The sequence below is a fragment of the Brevibacterium sp. UCMA 11752 genome (assembly GCF_021532235.1).
Lineage (GTDB): Bacteria > Actinomycetota > Actinomycetes > Actinomycetales > Brevibacteriaceae > Brevibacterium > Brevibacterium antiquum.
The window spans coordinates 1723897-1739278 of record NZ_JACBOS010000003.1 but is presented as its reverse complement, the minus strand read 5'-3'; the positions used below and the strand labels follow the sequence as shown (position 1 = coordinate 1739278).

General features: G+C 61.7%; 16 protein-coding genes. 9 read left to right on the top strand and 7 right to left on the bottom strand.

Annotation, left to right across the window (positions count from 1 at the left end; all coding sequences use genetic code 11):
* Positions 1–107 precede the first annotated feature (107 nt).
* Positions 108–1094, top strand: a complete 987-nt coding sequence (locus HU144_RS07790; RefSeq protein WP_235350863.1) for a malate dehydrogenase — start codon at positions 108–110, stop codon at positions 1092–1094.
* A gap of 61 nt (positions 1095–1155) precedes the next feature.
* The gene (locus HU144_RS07785) at positions 1156–1749 is read left to right on the top strand and encodes a helix-turn-helix domain-containing protein (protein ID WP_235350862.1); all 594 of its coding nucleotides are present in this window, start codon (positions 1156–1158) and stop codon (positions 1747–1749) included.
* Between the two features lie 37 nt (positions 1750–1786).
* Here HU144_RS07785 and HU144_RS07780 read toward each other — a convergent pair whose 3' ends face one another.
* A complete protein-coding gene (locus HU144_RS07780) occupies positions 1787–2203 on the bottom strand; it encodes a ChaB family protein (protein WP_235350861.1) in 417 nt (138 codons plus the stop codon).
* 299 nt (positions 2204–2502) lie between these two features.
* On the opposite strand from HU144_RS07780, the gene HU144_RS07775 reads away from it, so the two are divergent.
* On the top strand, positions 2503–3024 hold the full coding sequence (locus HU144_RS07775) for a flavin reductase family protein (protein WP_235350860.1): 522 nt from the start codon (positions 2503–2505) through the stop codon (positions 3022–3024).
* Here HU144_RS07775 and HU144_RS07770 read toward each other — a convergent pair.
* The 6 genes from HU144_RS07770 to HU144_RS07745 form a co-directional block, all read right to left on the bottom strand.
* The gene (locus HU144_RS07770) at positions 3008–4189 is read right to left on the bottom strand and encodes an NAD(P)/FAD-dependent oxidoreductase (protein WP_235350859.1); all 1182 of its coding nucleotides are present in this window, start codon (positions 4187–4189) and stop codon (positions 3008–3010) included. The genes HU144_RS07775 and HU144_RS07770 overlap by 17 nt on opposite strands.
* 50 nt (positions 4190–4239) lie before the next feature.
* Positions 4240–5040 carry an SDR family NAD(P)-dependent oxidoreductase gene (locus tag HU144_RS07765; RefSeq protein ID WP_235350858.1) on the bottom strand — a complete coding sequence of 267 codons (801 nt, stop codon included), beginning with the start codon at positions 5038–5040 and terminating at the stop codon, positions 4240–4242.
* A gap of 50 nt (positions 5041–5090) precedes the next feature.
* Positions 5091–5366, bottom strand: a complete 276-nt coding sequence (locus HU144_RS07760; protein WP_235350857.1) for a DUF6480 family protein — start codon at positions 5364–5366, stop codon at positions 5091–5093.
* 69 nt (positions 5367–5435) lie between these two features.
* A complete protein-coding gene (locus tag HU144_RS07755) occupies positions 5436–6329 on the bottom strand; it encodes an SDR family oxidoreductase (RefSeq protein ID WP_101574662.1) in 894 nt (297 codons plus the stop codon).
* Positions 6330–6418: 89 nt separating this feature from the next.
* Positions 6419–6601, bottom strand: a complete 183-nt coding sequence (locus HU144_RS07750; protein ID WP_101584734.1) for a hypothetical protein — start codon at positions 6599–6601, stop codon at positions 6419–6421.
* A gap of 186 nt (positions 6602–6787) precedes the next feature.
* Positions 6788–9364 (bottom strand): ATP-dependent DNA ligase, encoded by a 2577-nt coding sequence (locus tag HU144_RS07745; RefSeq protein ID WP_235350856.1) that lies wholly within the window; start codon positions 9362–9364, stop codon positions 6788–6790.
* A 170-nt stretch (positions 9365–9534) separates the two neighbouring features.
* Here HU144_RS07745 and ku point away from each other — a divergent pair, with 170 nt between their 5' ends.
* The 6 genes from ku to HU144_RS07715 all read left to right on the top strand — a co-directional run bounded on the left by ku (position 9535) and on the right by HU144_RS07715 (position 15364).
* Entirely contained in the window at positions 9535–10470 is a 936-nt protein-coding gene (gene ku, locus HU144_RS07740) for a non-homologous end joining protein Ku (RefSeq protein ID WP_235350855.1), read from the top strand.
* Positions 10471–10499: 29 nt separating this feature from the next.
* On the top strand, positions 10500–11750 hold the full coding sequence (locus HU144_RS07735; RefSeq protein ID WP_235350854.1) for a cytochrome P450: 1251 nt from the start codon (positions 10500–10502) through the stop codon (positions 11748–11750).
* 71 nt (positions 11751–11821) lie between these two features.
* The gene (locus HU144_RS07730) at positions 11822–13249 is read left to right on the top strand and encodes an MFS transporter (protein WP_235350853.1); all 1428 of its coding nucleotides are present in this window, start codon (positions 11822–11824) and stop codon (positions 13247–13249) included.
* A 99-nt stretch (positions 13250–13348) separates the two neighbouring features.
* The gene (locus HU144_RS07725; RefSeq protein ID WP_235350852.1) at positions 13349–13549 is read left to right on the top strand and encodes a CsbD family protein; all 201 of its coding nucleotides are present in this window, start codon (positions 13349–13351) and stop codon (positions 13547–13549) included.
* A gap of 219 nt (positions 13550–13768) precedes the next feature.
* Positions 13769–14578 carry a hypothetical protein gene (locus HU144_RS07720; RefSeq protein WP_235350851.1) on the top strand — a complete coding sequence of 270 codons (810 nt, stop codon included), beginning with the start codon at positions 13769–13771 and terminating at the stop codon, positions 14576–14578.
* Between the two features lie 42 nt (positions 14579–14620).
* On the top strand, positions 14621–15364 hold the full coding sequence (locus tag HU144_RS07715; RefSeq protein WP_235350850.1) for a class F sortase: 744 nt from the start codon (positions 14621–14623) through the stop codon (positions 15362–15364).
* Positions 15365–15382: the final 18 nt, after the last annotated feature.

The following is a 15382-nucleotide window of genomic DNA, read 5'->3' as shown; positions in this document are numbered from 1 at the left end:
CTGAAGTGACCTCACGGCGTATTCACCGATGAACAACGCCGTTGCACACGAGAGGACAGCCTGCATCGCCTGCGGCAAACTCCCGTTACAGCTAAGGAGCACAATCGATGAATACCCCCATCAAAGTCGCCGTCACCGGTGCGGCCGGTCAGATCGGCTACAGTCTTCTCTTCCGCATTGCCAGCGGCGCTCTCTTCGGCCCTCAGACTCCAGTTCAGCTGCGCCTGCTGGAAATAACACCAGCACTGACCGCCCTGGAAGGCGTGGTCATGGAACTCGAGGACTGCGCCTTTCCCACTCTCGACTCGGTTGAGATCGGCGATTCGGCCGAGCACATCTTCGACGGCGTCAGCCTCGCCCTGCTCGTCGGCGCTCGCCCCAGGTCTCAGGGCATGGAGCGCAGCGACCTCCTTGAGGCCAATGGTGCGATCTTCACCGCCCAGGGCAAGGCCCTCAACTCAGTCGCCGCCGACGACGTCCGCATCGGCGTCACCGGAAATCCGGCCAACACCAATGCGCTGATCGCCATGCACAATGCGCCCGACATCCCCGCCGAACGTTTCAGCGCGCTGACCCGCTTGGACCACAACCGGGCCCTAGCACAGCTGGCCAAAAAGGCCGCAGTATCGGTCGCCGACATATCCAGGATGACGATCTGGGGCAACCACTCAGCCACCCAGTATCCCGACATCTACCACGCAGAGATCGGCGGGGTGAATGCCGCCGAGGTCATCGGCGACCAAGCCTGGATCGAGAACGATCTCATCCCCACGGTTGCCGAGCGCGGTGCCGCAATCATCGAGGCGCGTGGATCCTCCTCAGCGGCCTCCGCTGCCGCGGCGACGATCGACGCCGCCCACGACTGGCTGCACGGCACACCCGCAGGCGACTGGGCCTCGATGGCTGTGGTCTCCGATGGCTCCTATGGGGTGCCAGAGGGGCTGATCTCCTCCTATCCCGTGACAACTTCGGGCGGGAACTGGGAGATCGTGCAGGGACTGGAGATCAACGACTTCAGCCGCAAGATGATCGACGCCACCACGGCTGAGCTCGCCGAGGAACGTGAGACGGTGACCGCTCTCGGTCTGATCTGAGATCGTGTCGGCTGGGTGCTGATATTCTCAGCTTCAGATGACCCCGTGACCGAAGGCACCCATGAGCACCGAGAATGTCCCGCCGAATGCGGCTGATCCCAGTGTCGAGTACATGGGTGCGCTCATCCACCAGTTGCGGGAATCGGCCGGGATGACCCTGACCGACCTCAGCCGCGTCGCCGGGGTGAGCCAGGGATTGCTGAGCCAGATCGAACGCGGTCGCGGGAATCCTGCATATCTCACGCTGCTCAAGATCGCGAAGGCCTTCGATGTGCCCGTCGGCCGGTTCTTCACCCAGGGTGAGGAACCGGCCGACAATCGCGTGGTCCGCGCCGACAAGCGTCGGCAGCTGCAGGTCACCGACCGCGGACTCGTCTACGAGCTGCTGACTCCGACCATGAACGGTCAGCTGCTGGTGCTCAAGGTGCGTGTCCCGGCGGGGTACTCCAACGAATCGGTGCCCTTCAACCATCACCGCGCCGAGGAGTGCCTGTTCGTCCTCGAGGGAACCTGCTATTTCCAGGTCGGCGAGGACGGATACACGCTGGCAGCGGGTGACAGCATCACCTACCAGGGCGACCAGCCGCACTGGTTCCGTGTCATCGGAGACGCCGAGGCGGTCATCATCGCCACGATGACTCCCCCAGTGTTCTGAGGCCCGGTATTCAGAAGGTTCAGGCCTCGGCCAGACTTCAGGCGCTCTTCTTCGTCTGCTTGTTGTTTTCACGTTCGAGGGCCTCGACGAGTTCGTTCTTGGTCATCGTCGAACGTCCCGGGATCTTCAGCGAAGTTGCCATTTGGTACAGGTGATCCTTCGTGGCATTGGCGTCCACCCCGCCAGCGGTCGGGCGATCGGTGTTCTTCCCGCCCTTGGCCTGTGCGTCGGATGGCCCCGGTGAGGATTTCGGTTCCCATCTGTCACCGACCTTGTCGTGAGTGTGCTTGAGCGCATCGTAGGCCACCTGGTGGGCGCGCTCTTCATCGTTGTATTCCTCCATTGCGGAGTCATAGGTCTTCGCGAAAGTGCGCTGGGCCTTGGCATCCGAATGTCGTAAGGTCGCTGGGAGCTCTGACTTCTTCGGCACTCCTGAGCTGCTCATCTTCGGCATGGTGACCACTTCTCCTCACGTACGCGGGTGTCACGGTTATTCCGACGGTAACGCAGATCACCTTCGCATGTCAGGAACCGTGCCGCACATCCTCGGCGTCGATATCGTCGCGCCCCACTATCGCCGGTGTGCTGAGACCGACTGAAATGACTCCGGGGCCGGTGACTCTTGTCCGCCGTTGAGCAGGGGCGTACGTTTGACGCACGACGACACCGCTGAATACGAAATCCGGCGCATCAGCGCAGGGTCTAACACCGAACTCGGCTCATTGCAGCACGCTGACGCAGAAGGGATCCGCCATGGATGAGGAGACGTTTGACGACCTGATGGTGTCCACGGATGCCGCTCTGATCGTAGTGACCACCGCTGCAGAGAACGAATGTGCAGGTTGCTTGGTGGGATTCCACTCGCAGTCGAGCATGTCTCCTCAGCAGTACGGTTTCTGGCTGTCGAAGGCCAACCACACCTATCAGGTGAGTCTGCGGGCGACCCATTTCGCGATTCACTTTCTCACTGCCCTAGATCTCGCCATGGCGCAGCGCTTCGGTGCCCGATCTGGTGAGGACACTGACAAGTTCCGCGGTCTCGATACCCACTCCACCGAGCAGGGGGTGCCATTGCTCAGTGCTCTGCCCAACCGGATAGTCGTCGAGCGCATCGCCATGCTCGACGACGGAGGCGACCACGTCGGCATCACCGCGCGGGTGATCTCGAGTGAGACCACCGGGCCCTTCGCGCCCCTGCGGCTGTCCCACATCGGCGACCTCTCTGCAGGCCGCGACAATGACTCACGAGCGATCGATCCTAAGGCAGGCGGCTGACCAGGTCGCTGCGGGAGTGGGGCCAGTCTTCAGCCAGGATGGCCCGAGCAGTGTCCAGACCGCCGTCCAGATCCACCAGGAGCACGCCTTGCACCCGGCCCTCGTCGTTCAAGTAATAGACCGCGCCCTCCGTCTGCGGTTTCTGCCAGTCCTCGATCGTCTGCAGGTCTGAACTCAGCGTTCCCACCGCCTGATAGCCGAAGTCGAAGACGTTGGTGTAGAAATACGGTGTGTGCGTGTAGGTCTCGTCACTCCCTGCCATGATCCGTCCGGCCACGGTGCCCATCTGGGTCGCATTGTCCACATGCTCGACGCGCTGTCGGCCGAGGATCCGGTCAGGGTAATGGGCAACGTCACCGGCTGCATAGATGTCAGGGTGAGAGGTCTGCAAGGACCCGTCGACCGTGATTCCGTCATCAACAGCGATTCCTGCCTTTTCGGCCAGATCGGTTGACGGATCGATTCCCAGGCCCACCACGACAGCATCGAACTCGTGAGTGCCATCGCCGTAGTCAAGTGCAACCTGCTGGCCCTCGGCACGGCCACCGGTCACCTTGGTGCCGGGGACCAGAGTCACTCCCTGGTCGCGATAGAGCTGGTGAAAATGATCGGCGAGATCGGGCGGGAAGACGGAACCGCACAGAGTCTCATCGTCGAACAGAAGCGTCGTATTCGTTGCGTTCTGCACCAGTGCCGCCGCCAGCTCGGTGCCGATGAACCCGCCTCCGATCACGGCAACATTGAGATTCCTTCCAGCGAATTCACGCAGGCGACGATAATCATCGAACCCGCGGAAATAGACGACACGCTGACCTTCCTCGAGGTCAATCTGCTTCGGTTGCCCACCCGTGACGAAGAGCAGCTTCTCGAAACTGTACTCTCCGTCCGAGGCCGTCACCGTCTTTGCCTTAGGGTCAACGCTGGTCGCTTCAGTGCCCAAATGGAGCTGTGCCCAGGTGTCGGCAACGGTCGACAGGTAGTTGTCGTCCTGTCCGAAGCTCGGGTCTGTCCACAGCTTCTTGCTCAGTGCAGGTCGTGTGTAGGGTTCATCGACATCGTTGCTGATGATCGCGATGGAACCGTCGGAATCGAGCTCCCGTATGCCACGGGCAGCTGCGTCAGCGGCCATTCCTCCGCCGAGGATCAGATAGCGAAAATCCTGCATGGTTCAGACTCCTTCTCATATCGTCTACCGCGTGCCCGTGGTCACAACATTCAGATTGTGGCGACTGATCCGGCATCGACGCGATAGTTGGAACCGTTGACGAAGCTGGCGGCGTCGGAGCACAGGAATGCGATGACGTGGGCCACCTCTTCCGGTTTGCCCCGCCGGCCAAGTTCCATGAATGGCCGTTCCTCGCGCAGGAACGACGCAATCGCCTCATCAAAGGGCACTCCCAACGCTTCGGCACGTTTGCTCATCATTTCGTCGGTCATCGGGGTTTCGATGAATGCCGGCGATACTGTGTTCACGAGCAGCCCCTCAGAGGCGTAGGTGCGGGAGAGACCCTTGGCCAGGGAGAGGAGTCCTGCTTTGGCAGCGCAGTACGGCAGCTCGTCGTCATAGGGTTGGACCGCGTCTTCGGAGGAGACGAAGACGATCCGCCCCCAGCCGCCGCGCCTCAGGCCCGGGAGGAAAGCCCGCGTGACACGCACGGGCCCCATCAGGTCGACATCGATTGTATGGTCCCATCCCTCTTGGCTGATCTCGTGGAACAGACCACCTTCACCATGGATCCCGGCAACATTGATGAGGATGTCGAGGTCGCCGACTTCGTCCTCCACCTTCTGCGCAAGTCTCTCGATGGCTGCAGGATCAGTGACATCGGCGGCAATGGCGTGTGGGCGGTTTTCGGAACCCGGCAGCTGTTGGACTGCGTGATGGAGTTTGTCCGGTTCACGGTCAGTCATGACGACTGTGGCACCTTCAGCCAACAGCAGTTGTGCCGTGGCGAACCCGATGCCTGAATCGGCGCCGGTGACCAGTGCTTTGCGTCCACGAATGTTGAGATCCATGGAGTCTCCCTTCAGAGCGTTTGCGACCTCTTCGCCTCGAATAGCTGGCGTCAGCTGAACAGACCGACGGCGTAGGCGACGAACACCAGGATGATGATGGCCAGTAGTGCGCCGATTCCGACGACCACCCACTTCGTCCGCGGAGGTCTCCTATCGGGTGCGTGTGGCGGAGATGCCGTGGCTGAGTTGGATTCCGGTGGCGTGGCGCCGGGTTGGACACTGCCTCCCCCATCAAGATCGGGGTCACCTGAGGGGTCCGGATCAAGGTTGGGGTTGCCAGTGGTGTGCTTCGATGAGTCTGGGATTCCGTCGTTTCTCGAATTCATTCGTATTCACATCCTCCGGTGTCGCTTTGCCGGCCGGGGCCTACAACGGTGTTGGCCGAGAACGTTCTGTCACGGCGTGGGCTGGCCCCCATTGACGTTGAGGGTCTCACCCAGGACGTAACTCGACTCCGCCGAGGTGAGGAACACATAAGCTGGCGCGAGCTCAGTCGGCTGACCGGCTCGCCCCAAGGGAGTGTTCTTCCCGAAATGGGGCAGTGCTTCCTTCGGCTGACCGTCAGAGACCTGAAGGGGTGTCCAGATCGGGCCGGGAGCAACTGCGTTGACTCGGATGCCGCGTGGAGCCAGCTGAGTGGCCAGTCCTTTGGTGAAGTTGTTGATCGCAGCTTTAGTCGACGCATAGTCCAGCAGGTGGGTCGATGGAGAATACGCTTGAACGGACGTCGAGTTCACAATCGTTGCGCCGGCGGGCAGATAGCCGACTGCCGTCTTCGTCACGCGGAACATGGCGCGAATATTGGTCTCGAAGGTATTGCCCCACTGCTCATCGGAGAGATCTTCGATCTCTTCGACCGCGATCTGGCGCCCCGCGTTATTCACCAAGGCGTCGAGTCCGCCCAGCCCGTCTGCCGCATCATGGACGACCTGCTGGCAGTAGTCGGGGTCGGCGAGGTCACCAGGCAGTGGCACCGCTGTGCCGCCGGCCTCGCGGATGACGTCGCAGACGTGGCGTGCGTCGTCCTCCTCAGCAGGAAGGTACGACAGGGCGACATCTGCTCCTTCGCGAGCGAACGCGATAGCGACTGCCGAGCCGATGCCGGAATCGGCACCGGTGATCAGCGCCTTGCGCCCCTTGAGCCGACCGGTGCCGCGATAGCTCTGTTCGCCACGGTCAGTGCCTGGAATCAGTTCAACGTCCAGGCCCGGCTCAGGCTGGTCCTGTTTGGGTGGAGAGATGTCCGGAAATCGTTTCACCGGATCCTGGAAAGTCAGTTGGTCGCTCATGAGCTGTGGCTCCTTTCAACTGGTGGTCGATTCGCTTCGGCTGGCCAGGGTCTGTTGAGAGATAAGCCGCCTGTTGAGAGATGAGCCGTTCAGTAATGCGCTGGCGGGTCGCTCGCGGGAAAAGACTCGTCTTCCCATTCATCAACCAACTCATCATCGTGTTCTTTAGTGGAGTGATCTGTTCCGGGCGTTTCAGCAACATCGTGCGGCGCTTCATCGGGAACAGTGTTGAGGGTCTCCTCCATGCTCTCGGCATCTCGATCATTCGTCATCGTCGCCTCTTCTCACTGATGCCGCATCCGCGATCATCAGACTCATTGCGATCTTGGTCAGCACGGGGCTCTCTGAAGCTTCCGTACTGTCCCGGTGCCGTCACATTAACAGTCTCCTCGGAGTCTCGTAACCCCCGTTGTGACCGACGTGGCCTGCGGGAGAACATGCTCGGCCCCCCTCCTGGCTCAGGCGGTGACCTCCTCCGGGTCGATGTCCTCGCGGAGTCCGCGCCATACGGGATGACGCAGACGACCAGCCTCGGTGATACCTCCGTATCGGACCTCACCGACGAGGCTTGGCCGCACCCAGTTCGCATCACGTGACTCGGCGGCAGGAACATCCAGGGAAGGTGTCTTCCGGCTCAGGCGATCGAGCTGCGCCCGCAGAGCCTGCAGCTGGTGGTCGTCGAAGCCGGTGCCCACACGACCCAGATAGACCAGACCGTCCTTTCCGTGGGCTGCCAGCAGCAGCGAAGAGAAGGTCTCGGAACGCTCCCCTTTGCCGGTGCGCCACCCGACGATGATCACGTCGCGAGTGGAGGTGTGTTTGAGTTTGGCCCAGGTGTGTGTCCGACGGCCCGGCAGATAGGTGCTGTCGGTCTGCTTCGCCATGACGCCTTCGAGCTGGAGTTCCTGGCTGGCCTCCATCGCCTTGTCGACGGTTCCTTCGAAGGCCGCCGGCACATGGATGTGCTCACCCTCGGTGACCAGGCCAAAGAGACGTTCACGTCGTTCGAGATATGGGGTCTTCAGCAATGAAGCGCCACCAACGTTCAACACATCGAAGACCATCAGGTACACCGGTGTGCGCTCACGTTCACGCTCAATGTCCCTCTCACGCGTCAGCCCCATCCTGCGTTGCAGCCGCCCGAAGTCGGGGCGACTGCCCGGGCCCAGTGCGACGATCTCTGCGTCAAGGATGCAATCAGCGTCCACGCAGTCGGCGAGCTCGATGAGTTCGGGGTAGGTCTTCGTCATATCGTGACCATTGCGGCTGGTCAGCGCGATCGACCCGGACGAATCATCGGTGCCGGCGCGCACGGAGGCGAGCGCTCGGATGCCGTCCCACTTCATTTCGAATGCCCAGTCCTCGGCCTGTCGGCGAACGGAGTCGATGTCCCCAATACTGGCCAGCATCGGTGCCATGTCAGTGGGCTGGACATCTGTGGAACCGGTGCGTTCGGGGCCCGTGGACCCGCTTCGCTTGGAATCGGCGTGCTCAGGCGAAGGTTTGCCCCGTCTCGGCGAGTTCTTGGATGAGTTCGCGGATGAGTCCTTGGTCAGGTGGATCATCCAGTTCTTCTCGGGTTCCTTGTTCGGCCCGTGTTCGCCGGTGTTGAACAGTGCGAATCGTCGTTCTCCCCCTAGGCCGCCGTCTTCGGCCCCATGGAGGACAGCGATGATCTCGCGTCCCTCCTTCCACTTCTCGAGTTCGTAGGTCCCCGAGTCCCAGATCGTGACCTCGCCCGCACCATACTGTCCCTTCTCGATCGTGCCTTCGAAGCTTCCGTATTCGAGCGGGTGGTCCTCGGTCTGGATGGCCAGATGATTGTGCTTCGGATCGGTGGGCGGTCCTTTCGGCAGTGCCCACGAGACCAGCACACCCTCGTGTTCGAGTCGGAAGTCCCAGTGCAGGGTGCTGGCGTGATGTTCCTGGATGACGAAGGACAGCTCGTCCCCGCTGGTTCCGTGGCTGTCGGGCACCGGTTCGCTGGTGTGCTTCGGGTCCCGTTTGGACCGATAGATGTCCAGGCGGTCGCGCGGCGCCTTCGATGAGTTCGACGATTCCTTCGTCGAAGCGGGTGCGGCTCCCGCCGAGGTGGGGGTCGGATTTGCTGAATCGCCGGCAGTCTTCGCCAACGGTTCGAGCAGATCGCCGAGGTCATCGATCCGATCAAGGACCTCCTCGAAGCGCAGCTGCTCGACAGCGGGCGGGTCGTCGAGTTCGTCCCAGGTCCGCGGTGTCGCCACTGTGGGGGTGAACCGGCCGCGCAGAGAATAGGGGGCCACTGTCGTCTTCGCCGCTGAGTTCTGAGACCAGTCGATGAGCACCTTGTTCTCTCGCAGCGTCTTCTTCATGGCTGAGACGACGAGGTCCTTGTGATCGGCTTCGAGGCTGCGCGCCAACTCGTGGGCGACGTCGGAGATCTGCTGGCTTGATGCCGATCCATCGAGCGGCGCATAGAGATGGATCCCCTTGGAGCCGCTGGTCACCGGGTAGGCGTCGAGATCCATCCCGGTCAGCAGGTCTCTCACCAGCTGTGCGACCTCGATACAGTCGGCCAGTTCGCGTCCTGGCCCCGGATCGAGGTCGAAGACCATGCGGTCAGGATGCCGTGTCGTCGACTCGATGGTGCCCGGGTCGGATGACCCCTTCGCGACCTGCCATTGAGGGATGTGGATCTCGAGTGAGGCCATCTGGGCAAGGTAGGTCAATGTCGCACGGTCCTGGACCAGCGGGTACCTTTTGGATCCGGTGGAATGACGGATGGAACGGGATGTGAGCCACGATGGTGCGGAATCGGGGAGGTTCTTCTCAAAGAACACGTCTCCCGGTTTCTGCGGTGTGCCGACACCGTCGACCCAACGTTTGCGGGTGGCGATGCGGTCATGGGCGTGCCGGATCAGATGTTCGTGAATGCGAGCGTAGTAGTCGAGCACCTCGCCCTTGGTTGTGCCTGTCTCGGGATAGAAGACCTTGTCGAGATTGGTCAGCGTCAACCGATGCCCGTCGACGGTGACTTTCTGTTCCTGGCGTGACATGGACACCTCCTGTGGTCTGTACGGTACCCGCTCACAGCAGAGTGCACGAGGGGGCACGGACGGTGGCGATGCCACGACCACCTTCGCGCTGGAGCCCTTCCAGGTCGGGCGGCCAGCAGGGCCAGCCGATGGGGGTAGCCAAGGTGCTGAGACTGAGTTTCAATGGAGGGATGAGAGCCATTTGGACCGGATCGATTGTGTTTGGTCTCGTCAACGTGCCGGTGAAGCTGTACTCGGCCACCGAGAACCACGATGTCAGCATGCACCAGGTGCATGAGAAGGACGGCGGACGCATCCGCAATCAACACCGTTGTCAGGAGTGCGGGAAAGTCGTTGAGTTCGACGACATGGTCAAGGCCTACGACGACGGCGAGAACCGCGTGATTCTCACGAAAGACGATTTCGAAGCTCTGCCCGCCGATGAGAATGACGACCTTGACGTCCTCCAGTTCGTGCCCAACGATCAGATCGACCCGATCATGCTGGAGAAATCGTATTTCCTGGAGCCGACGTCGAAGACGCCGAAGGCCTATCTGCTGCTGCGGCAGACGCTCGAAGACACCGACCGCACGGCCATCGTGAAGATCACTCTGCGCACCCGCACCCGACTGGCGGTCCTGCGAGTGTGTGGAAAGGTGCTCATGATCCAGACATTGCGGTGGGCCGATGAGATCCGCGACGTCGACTTCAAGGGCGTGAACTCCCAGGCGAAGATCTCCAAAAAGGAAATGGAGATGTCAGCCAAACTCGTCGAATCGTATTCGGAGGACTTCACACCGGAGGAGTTCAACGACGACTACCAGGACGAACTGCGCAAGCTCATCGACGCGAAGATCGACAAGGGAGAGACCCTCGACCTGGAAAAGGCCTTCCCTGACGAGGACGAGGACGAAGAACCCGGCGGCGACGTCATCGACCTGATGGAGGCGCTGCGCAAATCCGTCGACACCTCACGCTCCTCGAAGAAGGGCTCGAGCAGATCCGGGTCGAAGAAGAGTTCGAGCAAATCGGGTGCGAAGAGTACGTCTGGGAAGTCGTCGTCCTCGAAGTCGTCGTCTGGGAAGTCCTCGTCCTCGAAGTCGGGTGCGAAGAAGAAGACAGGATAACGCGAAGCAAGAACAGCAGAGGAGTTCGCATGATACGCCGTCCCTTCGACAGCACCGCCTCCTTCCTCAACGAGGGATACGCATTCGTCTCCTCTCGCTGTGACACATGGGACACCGATCTCTTCACCACGAGACTGTTCCTTCAGCCGACAACATTCATCCGGGGCGAGGAAGCAGCTGGGCTCTTCTATGAGGGCAATCGGTTCACCCGAGAGGCCGCCGTGCCCCCGAGTGTTCAGCACCTGCTGCAGGACAAGGGGTCAGTCCAAGCTCTGGACGGGGACGAGCACCACCGGAGAAAGCAGGCATTCCTGTCCCTGATGGGCGAGGACGCGATGTCCGACCTCGGGGAGATCTTCGACGAAGAGTGGGCCGAGACGCTGGAAACGCGTCCTGGGCCACGACGCATCGTTCTTCATGATTTCGCCCGGGACGTGCTGACTCGCACAGCCTGCCGGTGGGCGGGGGTCCCCCTGGAGGCGACCGATGTCCGGAAACTGAGCAGTGAACTGGGCATGATGATCGATCACGTTGCCAAAGCCGGCCCTGCGAACTGGTATGCGCAGTGGCGCAGACGCGGCACCGAAACCTGGGCGGCCGGTCTCATCGAGAAGGTTCGTCAGGGGGCTCTGTCACCGGCGCCGGGCTCTGCACTCTTCGTCTTCGCCCATCACACAGATTCCACTGGCCAGAAGCTTTCCGCAGAGGTGGCCGCGGTCGAACTCATCAACATCCTGCGTCCGATTGCGGCGGTTGCCCGCTTCATCGTCTTCGCCGCTGTCGCTCTCGTTCACCATCCGCGCTGGCGCGATACGTTCGCCTCCGGTGACGAGTCCGATCTGGAACCGTTCGTCCAGGAGGTCCGTCGCTTCTACCCGTTCTTCCCGGCAGTCCCGGGCAGAGTCCGTGAGCCCTTCCTCTGGCGTGGGCACCGATTCGACGAAGGCGACCGTGTCATCCTCGACCTCTACGGCACCTGTCACGATCACAGACTGTGGACGGACCCCAACAGTTTTCAGCCCGAGCGCTTCCGCGGCTTCAGCTGGGACGAGCGCCCCAACACGCTGATCGCGCAAGGTGCCGGCAGGCACTCCGCGAATCATCGTTGCCCCGGGGAATGGAGCACGGTCGAAATCCTCAAACGAGCCGTGCGTCTGCTGGTCAGCAGCGGACTCGACGTGCCCACGCAGGACCTGTCCATTCCCCTCAACCAGTTCCCCGCACTGCCGCGCAGCGGGTTCGTCTTCCACTACTCGGGCAGACCAGGTTCAGACATCTGAGGTACGAGTATCTGATCAGAGGTGCCGGCCAGGCGCGAGCGGAAACCGTAGACAGCGAAGAAGGGACTGGAATGAACTATTCGTCACACGATGAGAAGATCCCCACCCCTGACGGCATCGACATGACGAAGATGCCACCCGAGAAGAAGCGCACGCTCAAGCGAGCCATCGGCGGTTCGGCACTGGGCAACGCGGTCGAGTGGTTCGACTACGGCGTCTATTCCTATGTCTCCGTCTACATCGCCAGCGCCTTCTTCCCCGGCGAGTGGGGTGTCGTCCTCACTTTCGCAGTTCTCGCTCTGTCTTTTGTCTTCCGGCCCCTGGGAGGCTTCATCCTCGGGCCCCTGGGCGACAAGGTCGGCCGCCAGCACGTGATGGTTCTGACTATCATCATGATGACGATTCCGACCACGCTCATCGGAATTCTGCCCGGCTATGCCACACTCGGGGCATTCGCACCGATCCTGCTGTTGCTGTGCCGCATGGTCCAAGGCTTCTCCACCGGCGGCGAGTACGGCGGTGCCGCCGTCTACATGGCAGAATCGGCACCCGACAGACGCAGAGGCTTCTGCGGGTCCTTCCTCGAGATGGGCACCCTGGCGGGAACAGCCTCGGCGGCATTCGTCTGCACCATCCTCCTGGTCGTCGTCGGCTCGGACGGCATGGAGGCCGGGTGGTGGAGACTGCCCTTCCTGCTGACCCTCCCCCTCGGTGCCATCGCCCTCTGGCTGCGGATGAAACTCGATGAACCGGAGGCGTTCTCACAGACCACTTCACGGCAGCAGGCCAACCGGAAGCCGTTCCAGGAGCTGTTCACCGGGTACAAGAAACAGATCCTCATGCTCATGGCCTTCGTCGTGCTGCTCAACGTCGGCCAGTACATGGTGCTGACGTACATGCCTACCTACCTCAGCGGCATTCTGGGCCACTCCGAGGTCACGAGCAACTTCATGCTCGTCGGGCTGCTGTTGGCGATGATAGCTGTCGTCAGTCCGCTGGGCAGGCTCACGGATACGATCGGGCGCAAACCGGTGCTCTACACCTCGGCGATCGGCTTCATTGTGCTCGCCATCCCGGCATTCATGCTCATGCACGCCGAAAGCCGCGGGCTCCAATTCCTGGGACTGGGCATCATCGCGCTGCTGCAGGTGATGATGCAGTCCTGCGTCTCGGCGACGCTGCCGGCGATCTTCCCCACCCAGGTGCGGTTCTCCGGCTTCGCCATCGGCTACAACATCTCCACCGCCATCTTCGGTGGGACCACGGCAGCGGTGAACACCTTCGTCATTCAAAAGACCGGGTTCGATCTGTTCCCGGCCTTCTACCTTGCGGGGGCCGGGATCATCGGCCTCATCGGCATCCACTTCTTCAATGAGACGGCGGGACGTCCGATCAACGGCGTCACTCCCCCGGGCTCCGAAGACGAGGAGCTTGCCGACATGGGCTATGAGCTCATCGGTTTCAACGACAAGGGTGCCGAGGCTGATGACAGCGTCTGAGAACCCCCTTGCGCCAGCCCTGCTGATGGCGCGATTATGACAGATAGGCCGCAGGCCTCGTATGGGTCAGGACCTGCTGCCCAACCGAAAGGAAGAGCAATGAGCAAAGAGAACTCCCACAAGGCCGAAGAATTCAAGGGCAAGGCAAAAGCCGCTGCCGGCAAGGCCACCAATGACGAATCTCTCCAGGCAGAGGGAAAAGCCGACGTGGTCCAGGCCAAAGGCAAAGAGGCTGGCGAGAAAGCCAAGGACGCCGCTCGCGGCGTCGCCAACTCGCTCAAGGACTCCCCTGAGAGCTGAGACGCAACTGATCTGAGAATGGGAGTGGCAGTTCATTGCCGCTCCCATTCCTCTGTGTATCTCAAGCATCGCGGCATGGACGCCGCGGAAACTGCTCGGACACCTGATGAGTGCGAATTCGAAAAACTACGGTTGACGAGCAATCCGCTGAGCCGACTTCTCCGAATACACAATGTGCGGTCCCGAACGGGACTGTCCACAGAAGAGAAGGGAAGCACCATGCGCACAGCAAAGAAGCTCATGCTCACACCCGTCCTTGCCTTGACTGCCTTCGGTCTGGCAACAGGCCCCGCAGCCGCGGCGACCGCGAGTGATACCGGCGGCGAAGACAGTTGGACCTACCAGGCCGACCTCGGCGAAATCAATGACAGCGGAGCATCAGGAGACATCATGATCACCCTCAAGGGCAATCAGGCGATGGTCACCGAACACGTCGAAGGCCTGGCCGAGACGTTCATGGACGGGCCCTACCCGCACGTCCAGCACATCCACGTGAAGGCCGATGGCAGCGCCGAATGCCCCACACCCTCAGCCGACGAGAATGGTGACGGCATCGTCAACACACCCGAAGGCGGAGCCGCCTACGGTGAAGTCGCCACGACCTTGACGGACTCCGGTGACACCAGTGCCAAAGCGGCCGTCGATGTCGACCACGCCGGCGTCAAGGGCGGCTCGGCGACATACAAGCGCACCATCGATCTCGATGACAAGACCGCAGACGCCATCAAGGACGGCCGCGCCTCTGTCGTCGTCCACGGCCTCAACCCAGAGAACCTGTCGAAGGATGTCCAGGACGCGAAGAGCCCGCTCGATGACAGCCTGCCGCAGGCCGCCACTGCTCCTGCACTGTGCGGAACTCTCGCGGACAGCCAGATGGGACAGCCGCCCAAGGGTGGACCTGACACCGGTGGCGGAAGCACCGCTGGCACTGATGACACCGTGATGCTGGCCGCTGGCGGCGGCGTGCTCGTCGCAGCGGGAGCCGCCTTTGTGATCTCGCGGAAGAAGAAGACGACCAGCGCTCACTGATCGAGTCCAGGCTGTCCCACAGCGGAGAGGAAGACACCAGTCATGACTGACAAGCAGGCAAGGACTCATCGCGGCATCAACACCTGGGCCGCGGTGGGTCTTGCCCTGCTCGTCGTCGCGGCGATACTCATCACGATCGGCCTCGTCCGCGGCCAGTCACCGCCCCAGCCGGATGCAGCGTCCAGCAGCGAATCTGCCACTGCAGAGAGCAGCGATGACCCTGCCGCGCCTGCCCCTTCAACTGCAGAGACCGATTCGCCCGCCGAGACTGACCCCAGCACCCCAAGCGATGTCGCTGCAGACACCGCACCTGATAACGCAATGGGTGCCTCGGCGCCGACGCAGTTGACGATCCCGGCCATCGACGTCGACACGAGCATCATGAAGCTTGGTCTCACGGACGACGATGAGCTCGAAGTCCCTCCGTTGGGCAAGGACGCACCGGCAGGCTGGTACGACCGCTCTCCCACACCCGGTGAGGTCGGGCCCTCACTCATAGTCGGACACGTCGACTCCGCGAAAGACGGGCCCGCCGTCTTCTTCGACCTCGGTGCCCTGCACCGCAACGACACACTCACCGTCACCCGCGAGGATGGTTCGAAGGCCACCTTCAGCGTCGATGACGTCACCGACTACGGCAAGGACTCGTTCCCCGACTACCAGGTCTACGGCAATACGAAGGACCCGGAGATCCGACTCATCACCTGCGGTGGGGACTTCGACGAACAGACCGGCCACTACGAGGACAACATCGTCGTCACCGGCCATCTGATCAGTCAGAACTGATTCCCCGACCGTCGTGGA